We start from the raw sequence: 21,713 nt of genomic DNA on the forward strand, positions 1-21,713 counted from the left end.
GAATGTAGACCGCGTCGTCGGAATCGAGTTCCTGCACCGCCTGCGCGATCCGCGCATTGGGCAGGTTGTCGACGATCTCCATGCGGATCTTTTCGTCGACCTCGGTCAGCGCGGAGAAGTCGAAATCCGCGCCCAGGAGTTCGACCAGCGCCCGCCGTTGCTCGGGATGCAGCGCCTCGAGCAGGTCACCGAGTTCCGATTGATGCAGGCCGTCGACTTCATGCTTGAGCGCGATCGTGTCGCGGTCGGCGATCGCCGCGCCGATCTGTGCCAGGAAGGATGACAGGACAACGCCATCCTCGCCGTAGATATCGGCGTGGTGTTCGTCGACTGCCCTGGCGCCGGTCGTCCGCTCGTGCTCGCCTTCCACCAGCGCCTCCGCCATCGCAAACCGAAAAAGCTGAGTCTGGTCTAAAGCATCGGACTCAAAAGGGGAAACCGGTTTTGGGGAATAGGATCGCGCCAGTTGGCCGGTTGCACCCTGCGGATCAAATCTCGGTGAGACCTGCAAACCGCCCCATTGTTCTCACGATCTCATGAAGATCGCTCCGATCAGCGAGAGCCCATGGTCATGCGACAATTTGTTTGCCCCTATGTCAGCGATGGTCGGCGGTACACCGCCACTATATGGGCAAAGAACGATGACGACGCATCCAGACGGATGCGCGAATATCGTGGGGCATCGACAGCGGACCCTCGGGCCAACCGTCCCCTCTGATGAGGGAGCCAGCCCCTTTTCAAGTTGTCTTTTTACTGATCGCTGCGGGCATTCTTGCCACGTCGACCAACTTCCTCGACCGAGAGTTGCGAAAAATGGAAACCGGCGCCCACAGCGCTGGTCACCATCGTCTCGTTTGAACGCGCCTATTGCGCAGGTCTTGGGTAGGGCTCAATGCCGTCAAGGCTGGTGCAAGGCATTTCGCCGCTGGCCGCCAGACTGCACAGCGTCCGGATTTGCGACCTCATGGATCAACCAGATGAGAGCAAGTCCGGCGCTTGGCTCCCAAACTTACGCATATACTGGAAGGCTGGCACGTTAGATGATTGGTCGATGACGACCTGCGGCCGCGCCGAGATGGACGCGCTCGCCACCGCCTGCGAAATCGGGCTGTCAGCGCTGACGACCGCGGCGACAAAATATTCGGGTATTGCATCGGCAAGGTCGTTTTGAAGTTCTGCCAAGGCTGCGTCAACTATTGCTTTGGCACGACCTTGTTTTTGGAACCGTTTAGGAACGGCGTATCCAATCTGGAAGCATGGGAGTCCCTCCAACGGCTCCGCGAGGATGGCGACTGCAAAGGCTGTGACAGTGGCGTCTTCCCTGATTCGGGCGAACGTGAACCTCGGGCAACCTCTCGCAGGCTGGTCTCGCAGCACATAAAGATCAGGATCCACCGAACCGGAATCCAGGATGACCTCGCCTGTCATGATAGCCTGCTGGAACGCTTCCAGACTAAGAGCGGGGTCGGGCAGCTTCTGCGCCAAGGGGGCAGCTCCATCATCACGCCGGACCTGGCCGAGGCGATACTTGGCCAGCAACACCTGGGTAATTTGCAATCAAGCACAGCGTTCCAACGCCCATGAAAAAGCCCGTCGCCTTTCGGTGACGGGCTACTTGACCAGCATAGGTGGGTTTTGGAGCCTTGCCGCTCAGGGTTTTCGGGCGGCACGTGAAGCGCGATCTCGAGGCCCGTCGCTGTCCTCGGCAAAACTAGGATAGCGCCGAATCGGTTTCCGAAAAAAGGCCCCACGAGTGGCGGGTGACCTGGGAAGTGTTGCCGCAAGATTGCTCTCCGACTGGCAGCACATCGCGCCGTCACCTATTGTCCAATTCTTACCAAGACTGGTCGGCTTTCACAAAAAGTGTACCGATTCTCGGACAAGGCGGATTTCCGGCAACTCGCCTTGGCCGACAGAGCCCAAGCCTGTTCAGCGAGGTGGTGAACATGGGACGATTCCGCGAAAACCCTGATCCTGAATCCAACGATCACCCATACGACCAGAAGCATTTCGCCGCCAAACATGGTCTGACCGCAAAGGCCGCGGAGGTCATCCTGTTGGCAAACGGGCCGTCACGCGTCGCATGTGACGCTGCGGCCCGTGCCTTCGTTCAGGCCATCGGCGTGCGATCGGACACCAGCAAGCAAAGGCGGCGCTAACGCTGCCCGCGACAGGCAAGCCGAGCCTGCAAGAACACGCTCGACGGTGGATGACTCAAGCCGGAACCATCACCGAGCACGATGGCGCCCGTCGGCATTGCGGACTGGAACCGCAGGTTCCCACAAGGATCGTTGGAGTTGACGTCGCAATCCGCCAGCGCGCGAGACCGTCGTGTCGACGCTTAGGCGATTCTCTGGCCGCCTGCTGGGGCAATGTCGGGTGTCTGCGCATGCCAAGCGGATCAACGGCCGAATAGGCGATTGTCAGATCGCTTCAACGCCGTACCCGAGCGGAGGTCGGCCGGGGTCAGATGGCAGTAGCCTCATGTCTGAAAACAGCCGCCGGGATTGCCGCCTCGACTCTGGTGAAGAGGAAGCTTTCTTCGATCACGCTCGCAAAGACAGCGTTGAAGTAGATGATCCAAACGGCTCGCGGCTCTTGGATCAGAGCGCGCTCCAGATTGGCCAGGACGCTCCGCAGGACGCTTTCCCCGAACGGGTTGAAAAGGAAGATCACCAGATTGCCGGATGGAAAACGGTAGTTCGCCGCATCCAGGTGAAGCGTCGAAACGGTTGAGCGTGCCTGTTTGCGAGAGCGGTACTTGCGCAGGTTGTTGTTGGCGATGATGTGCAGTTCATGTGAGAACTCCACGCCAATAACCTCTTTGAAGGGGTATTCAGACGCAACCATCAAGACGCGCCCCTTTCCCGAGCCCAGATCGCAGAAAGAGAAATTGTTGAGGTCCGCCGGCAGAGCCTCGATCGCGTTGCGGATGAGGATGGGAGCCAGTGATTGATACCGGATGCCTTGCGTACGGTTGGCGCTGTCAATGTTCAGACGCCATAGGGGAACATTCTTTTCTGTGTCGGTATCAAACTCGCGATCGAATTCGCTGACGCTTTGCGGGCGGTTCCAAAATTCCACCACCTTACGACCGAGGCGAAGGAGTGAACCCGCCCCATCGCGCCTGAGCCTGTATCGAAAATCGACAAATGCTTCTCTCAGTTGCCCGAACTGACCTGGCTTCATCGCGACACCACCGGAAACGGCCGTTCGGCGTAACTTGGTTGATCCTGATTCGTTCCCAGCCAAGCCATCTGGTTGGCCCATCGAAATCGGCCTTGGCACGCGATGGCTTCCACCCCTTTTTGCGCCTCTGATCCTCGCAGGCGGTTCATTTTACGACTTTGCGTGATTGCCAGGGTTTAAGCGCCCTTTCTTCGGCTGGAAGCCTCAACAGCAGTTGTTGGATTCCCGGGTCAGTCTTGCAGCTTGCCTTCGAAGTTTCTTGCGTCTTCGCGGTGCACGAACTCGCCGAAGTGTATGGTTTCGCGCTACCCTTTCTAAAGAAGGGATAGTCCGAAAAACGAATTCCGCCACGGTTGCAATCGATGCGAAGGGGCGGCCATGAACAGATCATAGTCCGATGCCGGAAGGCGGCAACCGATAGAGTCCGTTGGTAAGAAACCCACCAACTCCGGGAGTGCTCAAGGCGATCGCCCGTCGGGCGAGCGGACCGGCGGCAATCGACCTCGTCTCGCACCGGACACACTGCCGGAGCACGCCTTTGGTTTCGGTTCTTTAACACCAGCCGACCGAGGGCAAAACAAGCTCTCTGCACTCACCGGTGGATCGGTCTGCCGCAAACCTTGGATTACAGGCCGAGCCCTCCAGCACACCAGCTCCGGCCGACCCTGGATCTGGCTTGGAGTGTACGAATCTTACCAAAAGCCCAGCTGTGTTGTACGTCAGAGAGTTCAGCGGTATCGTTTGCCACTGCAACTTCACGCCTGCGCTCGTAGATCGAGACGCGCGATGCGATACACACTAAATGACTTTGTGCATCAACAAAACATCAGGCTGTTCGAAGAGAAGCTAGCGGAGGAAGCGGACCCTGAAAAACGGGAACTGCTCTTGAAGCTGCTAGCGGCCGAGAAGGCCTTGAGACTCCCTAGCCCTGGCGCTCATCAGCCATAGTTCCGTGCCGACCAGACGGACATCCCGCCTCCGAAGAATAGCAGCAGCCAAATAGGGCCCAACAGCCTTGAAGCGCAGATCGGGAGGACATGCTCAGTGCGTATGCAGGTTAGACCCGCGAAGCGGGAAGGAACGTTTCGAACCATCTTTCAGAGACCCTTGAACCCCAGTGATCTCAAGCCGGGGGCCGCCGGACTGCTGATCGTGTCGGTCGACGCCGACGGCATCTACGCCGATGGTTCGAAGTATCGCTACCTGTTGGAATTCACGCTCGATGAACTCCGGTCCGTGGTAAACGGGGCGGCAGCCGATATCATATACGCCACCGCCCAACGCGACGGCGGCCAGCCTATGCAGGGCTCGAGCGGCCGCACGGGGTCGCCGCAATAGAGCTGGCATGAGACCGAGATCACGAGCCGCCCGAATCGGATGTCTGAATCAAAGGCCCGCCGGGTCGAGCTGGCGGTCTTTTACTTCGGCAAGAGATTTGGAACATCGCGCGGCACAGACGGGCCGGAAGTGCAGCCCATGTTGGTGTTCCGGCGAAATCAGCGGCATCTTGACGGCGCAAATCCCAAGAACCATATCGCCGTCGGGCGTTGGCCAACTCGGCCCTGCCCACATCAAAACTCAATTGTTCGTTCGACTTGGAGGATCCTATGAACGATCGGATGTTTGACAGCCCTGTCATTGTTAAGAGCGGAAGCAGCCTCGTGCAGGAAATTACCAGCTTCGAGGACGCCCTGGAATTTCTGTACGGATGGCCAAAAGATAGACGCGGGGCAATCTACGAAACCGCCCTTCGCGCCTGCCGGAGAGCATTCGATGGCGGCTATCCGCTGTCGGCGGCGCGCGACGCATTTCGCGGCTTTGCCAGGTCGGCGAGGATTTGCGAGGACATGAACACTGCCTTGCCTTGGGCAATCCCCGGCAACCGGGGACAAGGCGGCGGCTTGGTCGCTTAGTGGCGTGGCGAAAAAAGGGAGTTTGCGATGCTATCAAAACCCTTTGAAAAACCGGTTCGTGTCTGGGTCGGGCTAGGCTTCCCCCGCCAACTCAACACAGTTGCCGACGCCTATCAGTTTGTCATGGAATGGTGCGGCAACAGTCCGGAACAGAAGGCGGCCGCACGGGCGTGCAAGGCTGCTCTGGTCGGAGATGTCGACGCGGAGACCGCACGAGGCATTTTCATCGCCTTCGCTCGCAAGAAAGACATCCTGATGGAAGATGGGATCACGATCCCCTTCCCTGGCAAACCAAACCCGAACCACGTCTGAGGTCACAAAGGCGCTGTGACACGACGCGGAAAGCCTGCTGGCTCCGGCCAGCGGGCTCTTCAGGCGTCGGAAAAGATCAGGAACGCACAACGCCCGCACCAAGCCGTGCCGGGAAAGCCACAAAATTCACAATGATTTCAACGGCCGAAAAATCGAATGGTGCGGTCGAGAAGACTCGAACTTCCACGGGTTGCCCCACAGCGACCTCAACGCTGCGCGTCTACCAATTCCGCCACGACCGCACGTGGTAGAGCCGGAACCGACCGGCTCGCGGCGTGTAGCAAATCGTTTCCGGTGAAACAAGTGCGCGCGGAGCAATAATCTCCGGCGATTTGGCATAACGCTGCGTGGGAGCGGAACGCGTGGTGCGAACTGGACCTTTCGGTCTGATATCGCCATATGAAAGGCAAAGCACGTCGCCCAAAACTGCCTGGCGGTTTTGGGCCGCGACATGCAAGCAAAAGCGACATGCCATGCCAGAACGCAGCCAGATTGCCACGTCGTTCCTGCCGCTCCCAGGTTCAGCACCGGTGGAATGGCGCATCGAGCCTGGCCTCACCGCCTATCCCGACGCTCTAGCCTTCATGGAAGCGCGTGCCGAGGCGATCCGAAGCGGAGCCGCTGGCGAAATGGTCTGGCTGGTCGAGCACCCGCCGCTCTACACGGCCGGCACCAGCGCCCGCATCGAGGACCTGATCGACGCGAACCGCTTTCCGGTGTTCGCGGCCGGGCGCGGCGGCGAATACACCTATCATGGGCCCGGCCAGCGGGTCGCCTACGTCATGCTGGATCTGAAACGGCGCCGCGAGGATGTGCGTGCCTTCGTCGCGGCGCTCGAACAGTGGATCATCGGCACGCTCGCCGCCTTCAACGTTCACGGCGAACGGCGTGAGGATCGCGTCGGCGTCTGGGTGGTGCGGCCGGACCGCCCTTCCCTGCCGGACGGCTCGCCGGCCGAGGACAAGATCGCGGCGATAGGCATCCGGCTGCGGCGCTGGGTCAGCTTCCACGGCATCGCCATCAATGTCGAGCCGGATCTCGGCCACTTCAGCGGCATCGTGCCGTGCGGCGTTCAGGACCACGGCGTCACCAGCCTCGTCGATCTGGGCCTTCCCGTCGGGATCGCGGACCTTGATATCGCGCTGAAATCCGCCTTCGAGGACGTGTTCGGCCCCGCCACCGCCTTGCCCGTCGAAGCAGCCCGCCAGCTGGCCTGACGCTCGCTGGGAAGGTTCTAGATCAACCGGGCGGACGCCCAAAGGACGCCGTAGCCATGGATGGCGAACACCGCCAGCAGTGCCGCGGCCATGGCCACGCGGTCAACGGTGCGGATCGGCTGCAACTCGTGACGCGGCTTCACGCCGCTGCTCATTGTCAGCAGGCTGAGGATTGAAAAGACCGCTCCCGCGGCAAGCAGGAAGCCGGAGGAAAAGCCCGCCCGCCAACCCACCGCCAGGAAGGCCGAGAGCAGGAAGAACGAGGCAAGCGCCAGGGCGACCGGCCCCGGGCAGATCTGGCGGAGCACCTGGCCGCCGTCGAATTTCCACACCGGCACCAGATTGGCGATGTTGAACAGGGCCGCGCAACCCGCCAGCGTGGCCAGAAGCGCGGCGGCGGCCTTGTGTCCCTCGCCGCCTGCGAGCACGCTGGCGGCAATGAAGATCGGCACCAGGAAGGCCGAGAAGCCCGCCCCCATCAGCGCCACGAAAGCCACTTCGAAGCGGCTGTTGTAGGGTCGCCCGCCAATGGCGATGCCGCCGAGCAGCGGAATGAAGATCATTCGCGCCCGGCTGTGTCCCATCAGGCGGAACGCAGCCATGTGGCCTAGCTCGTGCAAGGCCACCACCGACGTCAGGATCGCGGCGAGCGCCAGCCCTCCGATATGAAGACCGAAGAACGGCCACAAGATCAGGGCCGACAGCACGGCAAAGCCGACCTGGCTGAGCGGATGCTCGAACCAACCGCCCTTGCGATACCGGCCGGTCTCGGCCCAGCGCCGCAGCTTGCCGAGTTCGCGGCGCATGGCGAAATAGCGGAACACCAGGAAGGCCAGACCGCGGTAGCGGTCGGTCTGGCTGAGCGTGACCCGCGTGCCGCCACCTTCGCCGACCAGTTCGACGGTCTCGCGATAATCCTTCCAGAATGAAACGTCGAGCGCCGTATCGTCGATGACGCGCATGGAGAAGCTGTTGCCCTCGACAACATCGGTGAGGTGCGATCTGCGTTCGATCGGCTTGCCGTCGCGGCCTTCCCAGGACAGCATGACGCGAACCATGCCCTCCTCGTCCAGCGCTTCCGCCGACAGGATCTCACCGGACCAGCCGGCATCGGCACCAAGCGGCCACAGCGCCTGCCAGAGGCGCTGACGGTCCATTGGCACCAGGCGGCTGAGCCTGACCGTGCGCAACCCAAGCGGAACGCTCATCAGAAGAAAGATCAGTCCGAGATTGCTGGCCACGAGGATGGCCGTGATGATGGGCGACACGTGGCGCTGCTCCCTGTCTCAGGGGCAGCCTAATGTCGCCGTGGCAAGAAAAGCTTAACGGCTGACCAGTCCCTTCGGCCGGAGCTTTTCATCACTTCCCTAAACGCTGGACTGGTCTTGCGCACCTCAAGGTTTCCAACCCGATGGCTGTGACACCTTGCCGGGCACCGTAGGCGGGTAGCGCCTTGTCACATCGCGCCGATCCAGATCGCCATGGAAACGAGAAAGGCACTCATGCAAACCAGCGAGACGACATCCTGAACCAGATCGGTCATTGCTCTCTCCTGTTGTTGATCTGTTCGCATTTTGTTCTAATTTTGTTCGAATGTCAACGATCGCTGGGATATGGGATGTTGGCGGAAATTCGCACGGTTAATGAGAGGTTAACCCTCTCCTGGGGTGACGTAATAGCCGGTGTATTTCATCCGACCGTCAATATGGCTGCGGCTCTTCTGAGTTGCGATCATGGCGTGTTTCATCAGCCAAATGTGCGTGGCTGAAGGTATGCCTATCGAAGCTGTCTGGCCCGGCCCAAGGTTAGCGATGGCACTTCACCAAAAACATCTTGGTAGTCGTTTGCAAAATGTCCCAGATTTGAAAATCCACAACTCAGTGCCACGGTCGTGACCGAGGTGGTTTCCGTCGGAGATAGGAGGAGGCCGTTCGCGTTTCTCAATCGAACCATCTTCAGATAGGCGAATGGCGTATAGCCGCGATAGCGTTTGAATGTTGCGAAGATTGTCCTGGCACCGACCCCACTCACATCGGCCAGGTCCTGGACGGACATGGGTAGCTGCCAGTGAGTATCGATGTATTCCTCGATCCGGCGGACATGTAGCGCCGTGGCCTCACTCGGCTTGCGGTGCAGCAATTCACTGAACGAGTTTGGAATAGCCGTCAAAAAAGCCACCAGCAAGGTTTCTTCAAACTCCTGCAACAGAAGGTGAGGCAACTGGGCCTGCGACATGGCTAGTTGTCCTGCCACGAAACGGATCAGGCTTTTTAAGCCACCGAGTTGCACTTTAGCTTTGTCGAGCGATGTGGCGAACTCCAAGCGACCGCGGGGCTTCGCTCCCAACAGAGAGGCGACCTTTCGCTCAAGGTTGGCTTGCTGGATTCTGATCAGAATCTGCCGGTAGCCGGCACTAAACTCGATCCTACAGGGGCGGTCCGATGGCGTTACGCAGGGTTGATCCGGACTTACCGAAAAAGCTTGGCCGGCTATCGTGATCCGCGCTGCGCCCGAAAAGGCCAGTTGTAATCTGACAAAGTCGGCTTCGGGGAATTCTGCCAGCGAAGGAGCGCCGTACGCACACATTATCAACGAAGTCGATCCAAGATTCGCAACCGCCGAGCGGCCAAAAAACTGCTCGGATCGCAATGCTTCAAACCGAACGGCGCCATATCTGCTCAGCATCGTCTCGCGCATGGCTTCTGGATCCTGCGTGTCGACGATGGGGAACTGACTTAGCGATCCGGCCGTCCTTTGCATCCGGTACACCACCGCTGTTGCTCAGTCGGTCAACTAACGTCGCACACCATAGCCCATGTGCGCTCATTGAGTAGCGGATTCAGTCTTCTCCTCAGAATATCCGGCGATCGGGTATTGGAAGGCTTAGTTCATGCGCATCAATGCGCCCGGCCGGACCGGTAGGCAAATGATCTTCGGTATTGCCGCCATCGTTGTGGGCCTGTCCTCGACAATGCCTGCTCGCGCCGCTGGACCGGCAAAGACCCTGTTCGTCCATGTGAACGTCTTCGATGGGCACACCGCAACGGTCATCAAGGACATGAGCGTCCTGGTGGACGGGAATGCGATCTCAGCGATTGAGAAAGGTCGCATGGAAGCGCCGCAAGGCGCCCTGCTGATCGACGGCGGTGGTCGCACGCTGATGCCAGGTTTGATCGACAACCATGTGCACATATTCATGACCGGCAGCAGCCAGTCGCAGATGCTGGACCCGAACAGCACCTTCGAATCGCTTGAGAAGACCGCCGACGACGAGGCCCGCAAGATGTTGCTGCGCGGGATCACATCCGTGCGAGATGTCGGTGGTCCCGTCTTCGGGGTCAAACCATGATCGATCAAGGCAAGGCGATCGGGCCGCGCATTTATCCCAGCGGCGCCATGATTTCGCAGACGTCAGGACACGGGGACTTCCGCATGCCCGGTGACAAGGCGGAAAAATTTACAAGAACAGTCTGTGAATAGTCGTCGGATTAGGGGAACTAAATATCTGTAGGATACGAAGGCATTGCTTACAATCTACATGATAATCGTCGTCGCTTTTGCGCTCTTTGGGGCAGCAATGGCAGATCTTGCACGGTTTGAAGTATCCTGTCAGGGAATGCGCCTGATATCTTGGACTTTCCGGCCTTGCCGAACTTCACCAATCGGGGCGTCGAGCACTTTGAGAACGGCACCGGTGGCCCATTTTTCCTTTTTGAGTTTGTCGTCGGCATCGTTTCTCTGTCTTGGCTTGGGTTGTGCTCAAGCCGCCGATCCTGCCCGAGCCCCCTATGCACATGACGGCGACTGGAAAATCATCGTCAGCCCCTACGTGTGGGCGACCTCGCTCAACGGCAATGCATCTCTGGCCGGTTTCGATGGTCACGTCGACCTGCCTTTCTCAGATGTTCTCAAGCATCTGGACTTTGCGTTCATGGGCAACATCGAGGCCACCAACGGCACTTTCGGCGTCTACTTTGACGGACAATATGCCAGGACGAGCCAAGAGGAAGAAATCTTCGCGAATTCCGTCGGGCTCGGGACGCGGGTAACAAGCCTCGGTGCTGGCATGTACTATCGCATCTACGAGAAGCAGCTCGGCGGCAACACTGCATTTGGCGATCCGCAGCGCTTCGGAATTGAGCCCACCATCGGTGTCCGCTGGACAAGGCTTGAAGCCGGGGTTGAGGCGCTTGGCCTGACCGAGCCACGCCAGGCAGATTGGACCGATCCGTTCGTTGGTGTAAGAGCCAATCTAGACCTTGGTGAGCATTGGAATCTGTTCGGCGAGGTTGACGTCGGCGGCTTTGGCGTGGGTTCAAAGCTGAGCGTCAACGCTCAGGCCTACCTCGGTTATCGGACCTTTGTGTTTGATCATCCAGCCATCTTGCGCGTTGGCTATCGAGCGCTGTCGCAAGATTATGAGACCGATGATTTCACGGGCAACAAGTTTCGCTGGGACGTCGTCCAGCACGGGCCGGTCGTCGGCATGTCCTTGGTCTTTTGACAGCCAGCCCGTTCTGACCCGAGACGAGCTAACACGGGTGAACCATGGTTTTGCGTATAGGAAGCAAATACAAGCATCTTGTCAGCGACGCTGACTGCCCGTGCTGCGATCCCAGGCTTCAGTCGCTGACACACATGATGAATTCGGATTTGTCGCGGCGCGGCTTCTTTCTGGGAGCCGGCGCGACGCTTGCCAGCCTCGCCATGCCGGGCTTCATCAAGCCAACACGCGCCCAAGCGGCGCCCCCCAAGTCTGTCCTGTTCGAAAATGTGCGCATTTTCAATGGCACCGAAACCCTGTCCGGCCCTTCGAACGTCCTTGTGGTTGGGAACGTGATCAAGGCAGTGTCAACCTCACCGGTCGACGCGCCGGATGAGGCTACGCGTGTCGACGGCAAGGGCCGCACAATCATGCCAGGTCTCATCGACGCACATACACACATCATGTTCTCGGACATCCCGCAGGCCGCCATCCTGACTGCTGATATCGGCTTCATCAACGTCGCGGCGGTAAAGGCGGCTGCTGAGACATTGATGCGTGGCTTTACGACGATCCGCGACATGGGCGGGCCGTGTTTTGGCCTCAAGAGAGGTATCGATGTGGGACTTGCGGCAGGGCCTCGTATCTGGCCTTCCGGCGCCTTCATTTCCCAGACGGGTGGGCATGGCGACTTCCGGTTTCCAAACAACCTGCCGGCGGCCCCTGACGCCTTTTCCCATTCTGAAAAGATCAACGGGGCGGCGATCGCGGACGATGCCGGCACAGTGCGCAAGAGAGCCCGTGAGCAGCTGGCCCTGGGCGCTTCGCAAATCAAGATGATGGCCGGAGGTGGGGTGTCGTCGTCGTTCGATCCGCTTGACGTCACCCAGTATACGGTGCCGGAACTCCAGGCGGGCGTGGAGGCAGCGGTGAACTGGGGAACCTATGTATCGGTTCACGCCTACACGCCCCGTGCCATCCGCCAAGCCATCGAGGCGGGCGTGACCTGTATCGAGCACGGCCAGCTTCTCGATGAGCCCACCGTGGCATTGATGGCGGAAAAAGGGATTTGGTGGTGCCTGCAGCCGTTCCTCGATGACCAGGACGCCACGCCGTTTGCAGACGGAAGTCCCAATCGCAAGAAGCAGTTGCAAATGTTCTCAGGCACCGACAACGCGTACGCCTTGACCAAGAAACATCAGGTCAAGACGGCGTGGGGCACCGACGTTCTGTTCGACGCCAAGGTGGCTCACAGACAGGGGCAACAGCTGACCAAGCTGACGCGGTGGTACAAGCCGTCGGAGATCCTGAAGATGGCAACCTCCACCAACGCCGAATTGCTGACGCTGTCGGGCCTCAGGAGTCCATACGAAGGCAAGCTTGGTATCGTGGAGGAAGGCGCGCTCGCGGACTTGCTTCTGGTGGATGGCGATCCGATCAAGGATATCCACCTGATCGACGATCCGGCCAAGAATTTCCTGGTGATCATGAAGGACGGCAACGTCTACAAGAACACGGTTGCCTAACAAGCTTGCGCGATGGCGGGGGCGGCGTGGCTGGCTCAGACACAGACCATTCATCAGAGGCCCGCCGTTCAGCCCGGCTCGCAATTCTCGTCGGCATGATCAGGGAGCGCTGGATACCTTCGCGAGTGGGATGCTTGCTGGGCGCGTTAGCATTCGCCGCCAGCCTCACGCCAAGCCTGATCCCCAGAACAGCTCTGGTCCAAGGGGTGGTTGCGGGTTTGGCGTTTACGCTGGCGTACGGGGCCGGCGCGGCAGTCTCCGGAGCGTTGGAATGGCTTGGCCTGCGCGGCCGGCCTTTCAGGTATTCGCGGCTCGCAGGCAATGTGGTCTTGCTGGCAGCGGTGCTGATAGCGTCCGCCGGTCTGGCCAGCGCGACCCATTGGCAAAATTCGATTAGGCTCGCGATGAATATGCCGCCGGTCGAGACGATGCGGCCGTTCCTGATCGCGGGCGTTGCCGTCGTCGTTACGTTGGTATTCCTGGCGCTAGGCCATCTTTTTCGCGGCGCAATACGTCTCGCCTCTCGCCAGATATCGCGCGTGTTACCGCCTAGAGCCGCTGCGCTTTCTGGGTTGATCTTGTCGGCCGTCCTTTTCTGGGGAGTGGGCGACGGCGTCCTGCTGCGTGGGTTCATCTACGTCATCGACAACTCATACAAGAAAGTCGACCGCTATCTCCCGCCGGAGTCCGCTGCCCCAGCCGAAGCTTGGAAATCGGGTAGTTCGGCTTCGGCAATCGCCTGGGACACCTTGGGTGCCGAAGGTCGCAACCGGGTGCTGTCGCCGCCCAGTCAACAAGATATCGCCGAACTTGCAGGGACAGGCTCCATGGCGCCTTTACGGGTGTATGTCGGCCTGAACTCCGCCGAGACGCCCGATGAGCGGGCCGCACTGGCACTGGCCGAACTCCTTCGCATCGGCGGCTTTGACCGCAAGGTACTCGTGATAGCAACGCCGACAGGCACCGGGTGGGTCGATCCCGCCGCGATGGCGCCTGTCGAGATCCTCACTCACGGTGACATTGCGTCGGTTTCCGTCCAGTATTCATATCTTCCCAGCTGGCTGTCGCTGCTTACTGAACCCGACTATGGCAAGGAAGCCGCACGAGCGGTATTTCAGGCCATCTACGGACACTGGCGAGACTTGCCCAAAGCGAAGCGGCCGAAGCTCTATCTGTTTGGGCTTAGCCTCGGCGCGCTCAACTCCGACCTCTCTGTGGATGCATTCGATATGCTCGGAGATCCCATCGATGGCGCCCTTTGGGTGGGTCCTCCCTATGAGAGCCGGACCTGGAACCAGATCACCGCCAAGCGCGCGAAAGATAGCGCGGTCTGGTTGCCAATCTACGGCGACGGCTCGCTGTTCCGCTTCCAGAACCAGACCGGGGAACCGCCAGGCACAGGCGCTACGTGGGGGCGGACACGGATCGTCTACTTGCAATATGCCTCCGATCCGATCGTGTTCTTTGACGCCAAGAGCCTCTGGCGGCCTCCGGCTTGGCTGGCGTCGCCCAGAGGACCAGATGTCTCCAAGGAACTGCGATGGATTCCGCTCGTGACCTTCCTTCAGCAGGTATGCGATGTCGTCACCGCCACGCTTCCTCCGCACGGCTCCGGCCATGTTTACGCCGCCAATGACTACATGAGGGCATGGATCTCTGTAACGCAGGCAACTGGCTGGTCTGATACATCTCTTGCGCAGTTGAAACGCTGGTTTGCAGCCTCCAACCTTTGATTGTCTGGAATTGGTAGCTGAGGTCCCGGTCTCAGCTTTGGGGATCAGCCCGAGCCGAGCGGAACAACCTTGCCGTCGACCAGGGTGACGCGGCGGTCCATGCGCGACGCCAGCTCGTGATTGTGGGTGGCGATCAGCGCCGCGAGGCCCGATTGCTTGACCAATGCACCCAGTGCCTCGAACACATAGGAAGCGGTGACCGGGTCGAGATTGCCGGTCGGCTCGTCGGCCAGCAGCACCAAGGGCGCATTGGCGACGGCGCGGGCGATGGCGACCCGCTGCTGCTCGCCGCCGGAAAGCTCGGCCGGCCGGTGCGTCGCGCGCTTGCCGATCTGCATGTAGTCGAGCAGCTGCGCGGCGCGCTCCGCCGCGTCCTTGCGCGACAGCCCCTTGATGAGCTGCGGCATCATGATGTTTTCAAGCGCGGAGAATTCCGGCAGCAAATGGTGGAACTGGTAGACGAAGCCGACATCGTTGCGGCGGATCGCGGTGCGCTCATCGTCGGACAGCCGTCCGCAGGCACGGCCGGCCAGGATCACGTCGCCGGCGTCGGGACGCTCCAGCAGGCCCGCCGTGTGCAGAAGCGTCGACTTGCCGGTGCCCGACGGGGCCACCAGCGCCACCATCTCGCCGCGCTTCAGCGAGAAATCGGCGCCGTTGAGAATGGTGAGCTTGCGCGGCCCCTGGACGTAGTGCCGCTCGACGCTCTTCAGCTCGATAATGACCTCGGCCACTACTCGTACCTCAAGGCTTCGACGGGATCGAGGCGGGCCGCCCGCCACGCCGGAAACAGCGTCGCCAGGAAGGACAGCCCAAGCGCCATCAGGACCACATAGGTTGTCTCGCGCGGATCCATCTTCGCAGGCAGTTGGCTGAGGAAATAGAGTTCCGGGTTGAACAGCACCTTGCCGGTCATCCACGAGAAGAACTGGCGGATGGACTCGATGTTGGTGCAGATCAGCACGCCGAGCAGCACGCCGGCGAGCGTCCCCGTCACGCCGATCGCCGCCCCCGTCATCAGGAAGATGCGCAGGATGGCGCCGCGCGAGGCGCCCATGGTGCGCAGGATGGCAATGTCGTGGCCCTTGTCCTTCACCAGCATGATCAGACCGGAAATGATGTTGAGCGCCGCCACCAGCACGATCAGCGTGAGGATCATGAACATGACGTTGCGCTCGACCTGCAGGGCCGAAAAGAAGGTTTCGTTGCGCTGGCGCCAGTCGACCATGTCGATCGGCCGCTGCGCCGCCTCCTCCACCTTTGGCTTGAGCGCGTCGACATCGTCGGGATTGTCGACATAGATCTCGATCGTCTGGGCCCGCCCATCCATGTTGAAATAGAGCTGCGCCTCCGAGAACGGCATGTAGACGATGGAGGTGTCATATTCCGACATGCCGACTTCGAAGATCGCGGTGATCTTGTAGCCCTTCATCCGCGGCGTGGTGCCGAGCGGCGTCACGTCGCCGTCCGGCGAGATCAAGGTGATCGTGTCGCCGAGCGTCAGGCCGAGGTTCTCGGCCATGCGCTTGCCGATGGCGACCCCCTCGCCGCTGTCGAATTCAGCAAGCGAACCCTGCTTGATGTTGCTGGCGACGATGGAGATCTTGGCAAGATCGTCACCGCGTATGCCGCGCACCAGCGCACCGGTGCCGCCGCCGACATTGCCTTGCGCCAGCACTTGCCCGTCGATCAGCGGAATGGCGTATTTGACACCGGCCACGCCGTTGATGCGGCTGGCGACCTGGGCGTAGTCCTCCAGCGGCGAATCCAGCGGCTGCACGATCAGATGGCCGTTGACGCCAAGGATGCGCGTCAGCAGTTCGGCCCGGAAGCCGTTCATCACCGCCATGACCACGATCAGCGTGGCGACCCCCAGCATGATGCCGAGGAAGGAGATCGAGGCGATTACCGAAATCACCGTCTCCTTGCGCCGCGAGCGCAGATAGCGCCATGCCACCATGCGCTCGAAGACGGAAAAGGCGCCTGCGCCCGCCGGCCGTGCTGCCTCCGTCGCGCTCATGCGGCGGCACCGAAGCGCTTCTTCGCCTCGGCGATCGGCAAAGTCTCGCGTTCGCCGGTCTTGCGGTTCTTGATCTCCACCTCGCCGGCAGCAACGCCACGCGGTCCGACGATCACCTGCCAGGGCAAGCCGATCAGGTCGGCGGTGGCGAATTTGCCGCCCGGCCGCTGGTCCGTGTCGTCGTAGAGCACATCCTTGCCGGCGGCGGTGAAGGCGGCATAGAGCTCGTCGCAGACACGGTCGCAATCGGCGTCGCCGGCCTTCATGCTGATCAGTCCGATGTCGAACGGCGCCACCTCTTCCGGCCAGATGATGCCGTTGTCGTCATGGCTGGCTTCGATGATCGCCGCGACCAGCCGCGACGGGCCGATGCCGTAGGAGCCGCCGGAGACGAAATGGTCCTTGCCGTCGGGACCGGTCACCTTGGCGCCCATCGGCTTGGAATATTTGTCGCCGAAATGGAAGATATGGCCGACTTCGATGCCGCGCGCCGAAACCCTGTCGGCGTCACCGATCTTTTCCCATGCCGCGTCGTCATGCATCTCGTCCGTGGCGGCGTAGGGCGTCGTCCAGGTCGTCACGATGTCGCCGATCTCGGCGTCGTTGCCGAAGTCGGTCGTCTCGTCGGGCACATCGAGGGAGAGATAGTCGCGATGGCAGAAGACCTGGCTCTCGCCGGTCTCGGCCAGGATGATGAATTCATGGCTGAGGTCGCCGCCGATCGGGCCGGTGTCGGCCCGCATCGGGATCGCCTGCAGGCCCATGCGGGTGAAGGTCCGCAGGTAAGACACGAACATCCTGTTATAGGCGGCCTTTGCGCCCTCGAAATCGAGGTCGAAGGAATAGGCATCTTTCATCAGGAATTCGCGCGAACGCATGACGCCGAAGCGCGGCCGCACCTCGTCGCGGAACTTCCATTGGATGTGGTAGAGATTGAGCGGCAAATCCTTGTAGGACTTGACATAAGCGCGCACGATCTCGGTGACGACCTCTTCGTTGGTCGGGCCGTAGAGCATGTCGCGGTCCTGCCGGTCCTTGATGCGCAGCATCTCTTTGCCATAGTCGTCATAGCGGCCGCTTTCGCGCCACAGATCGGCTGACTGGATCGTCGGCATCAGGATTTCCAGGGCGCCGGCGCGATCCTGTTCCTCGCGGATGATGCGGCAGACCTTGTCCAGCACCCGCTTGCCCAGCGGCAGCCACGAGAAACTGCCCTGCCCTTGCTGCCGGATCATGCCGGCGCGCAGCATCAGCCGATGCGAGACGATTTCGGCCTCGCGCGGATTTTCTTTGAGGATGGGCAGGAAATAGCGCGACAACCGCATGGACTGGTCCGTGACTGAGGAGGGCCGCGTCAGAATCGACGCGACTTCGGCTTGCTTGACCCGGCTTCATAGCCATTTCATGGCGGAATGGGAACCCGGCGAAGGCGGCACATCGACGCCTTCGCGCCCGCGATCTTTCACGTCCCTTGATCCTGGCGCGCCGGCTTGCATGCGCGGCGCGGCCATGGGACTTGTAGGCTTCGGGTGGATTGGGTCATTGCGCTTTTACCTGGCAGTCATGCTGGCGATCTTTTTCGTCTCGGCGGCCCATGCCGAGCGGCGGGTCGCGCTCATCCTGGCCGCCGACGACTACCGGAACGCGCGTCCCCTGAAAAACGCGGTAAACGACAGCCGCACGATCGAATCGGCGCTGAAGAAACTCGGTTTCGACGTCACCAGCGAAGCAAACCGTGACTTGAAGCGCATGCGCCGCGCGCTGGACGACTTTCGCGATGATGCGGCCGGCGCCGATGTCGCGCTGATCTATTTCTCCGGTCATGGCGTCGAGATCGCGGGCGACAACCGTCTTCTGCCGATCGATGCGGACCCGTCGTCGCTGGACCGGCTGAAGGCCACGACCCTTCCTCTCGAGGAGGTGCGCGAGACCGTCGCCGCTGTCGGCAGGATCGGTCTCGTCGTGCTCGATGCTTGCCGAACGGATCCTTTTGGCCAATCCGGAGACAGCCAGTCCGGCGAAGGACGCGGCGTGGTCCCCCTCACGCAAGAAGTGAAGGCAACCGTCAAGCCAGGGCTCGGGCGCATGGGTCGGGCGGAAAACGTGCTGTTTGCCTTTTCTGCGGCGCCCGGACAGACCGCATCGGACGGCGCGTCCGGCAATTCCGAGTTTTCCGCCGCCTTGGCCAAATTCCTGCCGACGGACGGGCTGGAGATACGCTCCGTGCTGACGCTGGTTCAGCAGCAGGTCTACGACCTGTCGCGCGGCAGACAGCTTCCCTATGTCGAGAGCGGCTTGCCGCGGCTTTTCTTCGCCGCTAAGGCAAGCAAGGACGCCCTGCCCGAGCGCGATCGTCTGCTGCTCGCGATGGCCGATGTCACGCCGGACCTGCGCGTCGAGGTCGAGGCGGTGGCGGCGAACGCCGACATGCCGCTGGCGCCCCTCTATGCCGCGCTCATCACCTCCGACGGCAAGGCGATGCAGCCGACGCTGCGGCGGCAGAAGCTCCAGGAGGCGGCCGATGCTTTCACCAAGGTCCAGGCCGATCTGCGCGCTTTCGCCTCCTCCGATCCACAGGCGACGGCGCTGCGCCAGCAGGCCGAAGCCCAATTGGCACTGGGCTCGTTCGACGAGGCGCGTGCGCTGCTTGGCAAGGCGGCGGATATCGACGGCAAGTCGCGCGACGATCTGAAGGCCCGCTTCATCGAGCGTACGCTGTCGGAGGCAACGACGCATTATCTCGCGGGCGGCGCCTCGCGCGCGCAATTGCGCTACGACCTCGCCCTCGACGACTACCGCAAGGCGGTGGCGCTCTACGCCGATGTCGAGGGTTTCGACATACCGGACGACGCCCGCTACCAGCAGACCCTGTCCTGGGAACTGATCGGCACGCTGGAAACCACTGTCGGCCATTTGCGGGAAGCCGGCACGGCCTACGATGCCATGGTCCGTTCCGCCGAGAAACGCGCGGCCGCCGACCCCGGCAAGATCGACCACCAGCGCGACCTTGTCGTGGCGCAAAACAAGGTTGCCGACGTCAAGATGGCGGTCGGCGACATCGCCGGCGCGATCGTGCTTTACCAGCAGGCGCTCGCCACGATGAAGGTTATCCTCGAAAAGGAGCCGACATTTGCGTACCTGCGCGACTACGCCGTCTGCTTCAATCGCATCGGCGATGCCATGCGGGTTTCGGGCGACGGGCCCGGGGCGTTGGCGAACTACCGCTCGGCGCTCAAGTTGGCCGAATTCCTGGTCGAGCAGGCGCCGGACGATGACGGCTTTCGGAGAGACCTTTCCGTCAGCCATTCCAAGGTCGGGCTGGCGCTCATGCTGACCAATGCCCTGGAAAGCTCGCTCGCCGAATATGAACAATCGCTGCGGATCACGGAGGCGCTGGCAGGCAAGATGCCGGACGAAGCGGAACTGCAACGCGATATCAGCGTCAGCCTCAACGCCATCGGCGACCTGCGGCGGTTGACCGGGCACAACGACAAGGCTTTCGAGCCTTACCAGCGCAGTGTCGAGATCGGGCGCCAATTGGTGACGCGGGACCCCGCCAACACATTGTGGCGGCGCGACCTCGAACTGGCACTGGGCAAGGTCGCCGATGCACGCAACGAGGCCGGCGACTTCGATGGCGCCCTCGCGAACCATCGTTCCGCGCAAGCCGTTGCCGAATACCTGGCCGAACTCGACCCCGACAATGCCGAATGGCAGCGCGACCTTGCGGTAAGCCACAACCGGATCGGCGACGTGCTGATGAACAACGGCGACAAAGCCGGCGCCGCCGTTGAGTATCAAGCCGGTTTCGGCATCGCCAAGGCCCAGTTGCAAGCCGACCCGGGCAATGCACAGCGCACGCTCGATGCCGCCTACAGCCATTACAAGCTGGCTATCGTCGGGGTTGATCCGTCGACAAATCTCGAGGCCGCGCTGGCCATGCTCACCGGCCTGAAATCCGAGGGACGCCTGCCGGGCGTCAACGCGGGTTGGATCGCCATGGTCGAGAAAGCGATGGCTGGTTCCGGCCTCGCGAAATAGACCAGCCGAGGGCGAGACGGCACGATGTCTTTGGTTTCGGCGCTCCAATTCTCCAGGCATGCCGATGCGGGAAGTCTGGCAAAGGCCGCGCCGATGTTAATGATCGTTTCCCAAGCAAAGGCTGCCACACTATTGTGCAGTGCAGCACGAGAATGCCTGTTTAGAGGCAAAATTCTTCGTGACATTTTCCTCCACGTTAGGCTAATGTGCCCTGATAACCGAGAGAGCAGAGAAAAATCTGCTCTCCTACGCGGTCAAAGTCTTGGGAGGATGCGATCTAGGCGCGGTTACTCGCTGCCGCCGGAAACCGGAAACAGATCGGACGCGTTTAAATTGCAAGGCCTTGTGCCTTGCATTTTTTTTGTGCAATCACCTGCTTAACGCGGCAAGTTGCCAAACCGCTTTACCTTGGGTCAGCATCTGTCCGAGCTGAAGACGGAGCTACATTGCCCAGCGCGGCGCATAGCTCCAGACGGTGAGACAATCGCTTTACCGGCCGCCTATTTCGCCGAGGTTTGGCCGAATTCGGGGACGATGTGGGGGATGTCGTTGAGGCTGTATCCCAACACATGCGTCAGCCAATAGAAGATCCCCATCAGGATCGTCGTGGCGACAGTCGTGCGCAGCACGGCGCGCAGCATGTGCGACCCGCGCGGCGCGCTCGAAACCGTGCCCAGCGTCACATCTTGATCGTCGTCCTGCGTCTTGATGCTGAATGGCAGCACGGCAAACAGGACGACCCACCATGTCGCGAAAAACAGCGCCGTGAACGAAACCCAGCTCATGATTGCTCCAGTTCGATCAGCGTGCCGAAGAAATCCTTCGGGTGCAGGAACAGCACCGGCTTGCCATGCGCCCCGGTCTTCGGGTTGCCGTCGCCCAGCACGCGGGCGCCTGAAGCCCTGAGCTGGTCACGCGCGGCCAGGATATCGGCGACCTCGTAGCAGAGATGATGCATACCGCCGGAAGGGTTCTTGTCGAGAAAGGCGGCGATTGGCGAGCCCTCGCCCAGGGGTTCAAGAAGCTCGATCTTGGTGTTGCCGACATTGACGAAAACCACGGTCACGCCGTGCTCCGGCAGCGCCTGCGGCTCGGTCACTTCGGCGCCGAGCGTGTTGCGATAGGCGGCAACGGCCGCCGCCAGATCCGGCACTGCAAGTGCGACATGGTTCAATCGTCCGAGCATAGAGCGCTCCGCTTTGGGCAATAGGGAAAACAAGACAGAAGAAGCAAACGGCTCATTTTTCCCTACTGCCCTACTGCTTTACTCCCCCATTCC

At 61.0% G+C, this 21,713-nt stretch carries 20 protein-coding genes and 1 tRNA gene; 10 read left to right on the forward strand and 11 right to left on the reverse strand.

Translation table 11 applies throughout. The features are described 5' to 3' along the window. Together WC739_RS12880 and WC739_RS12885 are read right to left on the reverse strand one after the other, a co-directional pair. Positions 1 to 385: magnesium transporter MgtE N-terminal domain-containing protein (locus WC739_RS12880; protein ID WP_372953416.1), on the reverse strand; the 385-nt coding region annotated here is incomplete at its 3' end. Positions 386 to 969: 584 nt separating this feature from the next. Beyond that, entirely contained in the window at positions 970 to 1,557 is a 588-nt protein-coding gene (locus WC739_RS12885) for a hypothetical protein (RefSeq protein ID WP_372953417.1), read from the reverse strand. Positions 1,558 to 1,760: 203 nt separating this feature from the next. On the opposite strand from WC739_RS12885, the gene WC739_RS12890 reads away from it, so the two are divergent. Continuing rightward, a complete protein-coding gene (locus WC739_RS12890) occupies positions 1,761 to 2,159 on the forward strand; it encodes a hypothetical protein (RefSeq protein WP_372953418.1) in 399 nt (132 codons plus the stop codon). A gap of 307 nt (positions 2,160 to 2,466) precedes the next feature. On the opposite strand, the gene WC739_RS12895 is transcribed toward WC739_RS12890, so the two are convergent. Further along, positions 2,467 to 3,270 carry a class I SAM-dependent methyltransferase gene (locus WC739_RS12895; RefSeq protein WP_372953419.1) on the reverse strand — a complete coding sequence of 268 codons (804 nt, stop codon included), beginning with the start codon at positions 3,268 to 3,270 and terminating at the stop codon, positions 2,467 to 2,469. Between the two features lie 1,026 nt (positions 3,271 to 4,296). Between WC739_RS12895 and WC739_RS12900 the strand changes: the two genes are divergently transcribed. From WC739_RS12900 to WC739_RS12910, 3 genes are all read left to right on the forward strand, one after another. Beyond that, entirely contained in the window at positions 4,297 to 4,527 is a 231-nt protein-coding gene (locus WC739_RS12900) for a hypothetical protein (RefSeq protein WP_372953420.1), read from the forward strand. A 269-nt stretch (positions 4,528 to 4,796) separates the two neighbouring features. Further along, positions 4,797 to 5,102 (forward strand): DUF982 domain-containing protein, encoded by a 306-nt coding sequence (locus WC739_RS12905; protein WP_372953421.1) that lies wholly within the window; start codon positions 4,797 to 4,799, stop codon positions 5,100 to 5,102. A 27-nt stretch (positions 5,103 to 5,129) separates the two neighbouring features. Beyond that, positions 5,130 to 5,414 carry a DUF982 domain-containing protein gene (locus WC739_RS12910; RefSeq protein WP_372953422.1) on the forward strand — a complete coding sequence of 95 codons (285 nt, stop codon included), beginning with the start codon at positions 5,130 to 5,132 and terminating at the stop codon, positions 5,412 to 5,414. Positions 5,415 to 5,571: 157 nt separating this feature from the next. Here WC739_RS12910 and WC739_RS12915 read toward each other — a convergent pair. Further along, positions 5,572 to 5,656 (reverse strand) — tRNA-Leu (locus WC739_RS12915). A gap of 231 nt (positions 5,657 to 5,887) precedes the next feature. On the opposite strand from WC739_RS12915, the gene lipB reads away from it, so the two are divergent. Beyond that, positions 5,888 to 6,631, forward strand: a complete 744-nt coding sequence (gene lipB, locus WC739_RS12920) for a lipoyl(octanoyl) transferase LipB (RefSeq protein WP_372953423.1) — start codon at positions 5,888 to 5,890, stop codon at positions 6,629 to 6,631. Positions 6,632 to 6,648: 17 nt separating this feature from the next. On the opposite strand, the gene WC739_RS12925 is transcribed toward lipB, so the two are convergent. Both WC739_RS12925 and WC739_RS12930 read right to left on the reverse strand, forming a co-directional pair. Beyond that, positions 6,649 to 7,899, reverse strand: coding sequence for a site-2 protease family protein (locus WC739_RS12925; protein ID WP_372953424.1), 1,251 nt, complete (start codon positions 7,897 to 7,899; stop codon positions 6,649 to 6,651). 508 nt (positions 7,900 to 8,407) lie between these two features. Beyond that, complete coding sequence (locus tag WC739_RS12930; protein WP_372953425.1) at positions 8,408 to 9,328, reverse strand: AraC family transcriptional regulator; 921 nt, start codon at positions 9,326 to 9,328, stop codon at positions 8,408 to 8,410. A gap of 193 nt (positions 9,329 to 9,521) precedes the next feature. On the opposite strand from WC739_RS12930, the gene WC739_RS12935 reads away from it, so the two are divergent. From WC739_RS12935 to WC739_RS12950, 4 genes are all read left to right on the forward strand, one after another. Continuing rightward, on the forward strand, positions 9,522 to 9,980 hold the full coding sequence (locus WC739_RS12935) for an amidohydrolase family protein (RefSeq protein WP_372953426.1): 459 nt from the start codon (positions 9,522 to 9,524) through the stop codon (positions 9,978 to 9,980). 345 nt (positions 9,981 to 10,325) lie between these two features. Then, positions 10,326 to 11,135, forward strand: coding sequence for a hypothetical protein (locus tag WC739_RS12940; protein ID WP_372953427.1), 810 nt, complete (start codon positions 10,326 to 10,328; stop codon positions 11,133 to 11,135). Between the two features lie 134 nt (positions 11,136 to 11,269). Continuing rightward, positions 11,270 to 12,640: an amidohydrolase family protein gene (locus WC739_RS12945; protein WP_372953428.1), complete on the forward strand. Its 1,371-nt coding sequence runs from the start codon at positions 11,270 to 11,272 to the stop codon at positions 12,638 to 12,640. A gap of 134 nt (positions 12,641 to 12,774) precedes the next feature. Then, positions 12,775 to 14,373: an alpha/beta hydrolase gene (locus WC739_RS12950; protein WP_372953429.1), complete on the forward strand. Its 1,599-nt coding sequence runs from the start codon at positions 12,775 to 12,777 to the stop codon at positions 14,371 to 14,373. 44 nt (positions 14,374 to 14,417) lie between these two features. On the opposite strand, the gene WC739_RS12955 is transcribed toward WC739_RS12950, so the two are convergent. The 3 genes from WC739_RS12955 to proS are packed head-to-tail and all read right to left on the reverse strand — an operon-like array spanning position 14,418 to position 17,718. After that, complete coding sequence (locus WC739_RS12955) at positions 14,418 to 15,107, reverse strand: ABC transporter ATP-binding protein (RefSeq protein ID WP_372953430.1); 690 nt, start codon at positions 15,105 to 15,107, stop codon at positions 14,418 to 14,420. Next, positions 15,107 to 16,393, reverse strand: coding sequence for a lipoprotein-releasing ABC transporter permease subunit (locus tag WC739_RS12960; protein WP_372953431.1), 1,287 nt, complete (start codon positions 16,391 to 16,393; stop codon positions 15,107 to 15,109). The genes WC739_RS12955 and WC739_RS12960 overlap by 1 nt, the downstream gene beginning before the upstream one ends. Beyond that, positions 16,390 to 17,718, reverse strand: a complete 1,329-nt coding sequence (proS, locus tag WC739_RS12965; RefSeq protein WP_372953432.1) for a proline--tRNA ligase — start codon at positions 17,716 to 17,718, stop codon at positions 16,390 to 16,392. Before proS ends, WC739_RS12960 begins: the two co-directional genes overlap by 4 nt. A 217-nt stretch (positions 17,719 to 17,935) precedes the next feature. Between proS and WC739_RS12970 the strand changes: the two genes are divergently transcribed. Then, positions 17,936 to 20,434 carry a caspase family protein gene (locus tag WC739_RS12970; RefSeq protein ID WP_372953433.1) on the forward strand — a complete coding sequence of 833 codons (2,499 nt, stop codon included), beginning with the start codon at positions 17,936 to 17,938 and terminating at the stop codon, positions 20,432 to 20,434. Between the two features lie 500 nt (positions 20,435 to 20,934). On the opposite strand, the gene WC739_RS12975 is transcribed toward WC739_RS12970, so the two are convergent. Both WC739_RS12975 and mce read right to left on the reverse strand, forming a co-directional pair. Continuing rightward, positions 20,935 to 21,219, reverse strand: a complete 285-nt coding sequence (locus WC739_RS12975; RefSeq protein ID WP_372953434.1) for a DUF1467 family protein — start codon at positions 21,217 to 21,219, stop codon at positions 20,935 to 20,937. Next, positions 21,216 to 21,620, reverse strand: coding sequence for a methylmalonyl-CoA epimerase (gene mce / locus WC739_RS12980; protein WP_372953435.1), 405 nt, complete (start codon positions 21,618 to 21,620; stop codon positions 21,216 to 21,218). Before mce ends, WC739_RS12975 begins: the two co-directional genes overlap by 4 nt. Positions 21,621 to 21,713: the final 93 nt, after the last annotated feature.

The organism is Mesorhizobium sp., assembly GCF_041661565.1.
Lineage (GTDB): Bacteria > Pseudomonadota > Alphaproteobacteria > Rhizobiales > Rhizobiaceae > Mesorhizobium.

What these genes read in the sequence shown, in the direction of transcription:
- WC739_RS12895 (WP_372953419.1), bottom strand. Translation starts at nt 3,270, where the DNA reads ATGGGCCAACCAGATGGCTTGGCTGGGAACGAATCAGGATCAACCAAG.
- WC739_RS12905 (WP_372953421.1), top strand. Translation starts at nt 4,797, where the DNA reads ATGAACGATCGGATGTTTGACAGCCCTGTCATTGTTAAGAGCGGAAGC.
- WC739_RS12910 (WP_372953422.1), top strand. Translation starts at nt 5,130, where the DNA reads ATGCTATCAAAACCCTTTGAAAAACCGGTTCGTGTCTGGGTCGGGCTA.
- lipB (WP_372953423.1), top strand. Translation starts at nt 5,888, where the DNA reads ATGCCAGAACGCAGCCAGATTGCCACGTCGTTCCTGCCGCTCCCAGGT.
- WC739_RS12930 (WP_372953425.1), bottom strand. Translation starts at nt 9,328, where the DNA reads ATGCGCGAGACGATGCTGAGCAGATATGGCGCCGTTCGGTTTGAAGCA.
- WC739_RS12935 (WP_372953426.1), top strand. Translation starts at nt 9,522, where the DNA reads ATGCGCATCAATGCGCCCGGCCGGACCGGTAGGCAAATGATCTTCGGT.
- WC739_RS12945 (WP_372953428.1), top strand. Translation starts at nt 11,270, where the DNA reads ATGATGAATTCGGATTTGTCGCGGCGCGGCTTCTTTCTGGGAGCCGGC.
- WC739_RS12960 (WP_372953431.1), bottom strand. Translation starts at nt 16,393, where the DNA reads ATGAGCGCGACGGAGGCAGCACGGCCGGCGGGCGCAGGCGCCTTTTCC.
- proS (WP_372953432.1), bottom strand. Translation starts at nt 17,718, where the DNA reads ATGCGGTTGTCGCGCTATTTCCTGCCCATCCTCAAAGAAAATCCGCGC.
- WC739_RS12975 (WP_372953434.1), bottom strand. Translation starts at nt 21,219, where the DNA reads ATGAGCTGGGTTTCGTTCACGGCGCTGTTTTTCGCGACATGGTGGGTC.
- mce (WP_372953435.1), bottom strand. Translation starts at nt 21,620, where the DNA reads ATGCTCGGACGATTGAACCATGTCGCACTTGCAGTGCCGGATCTGGCG.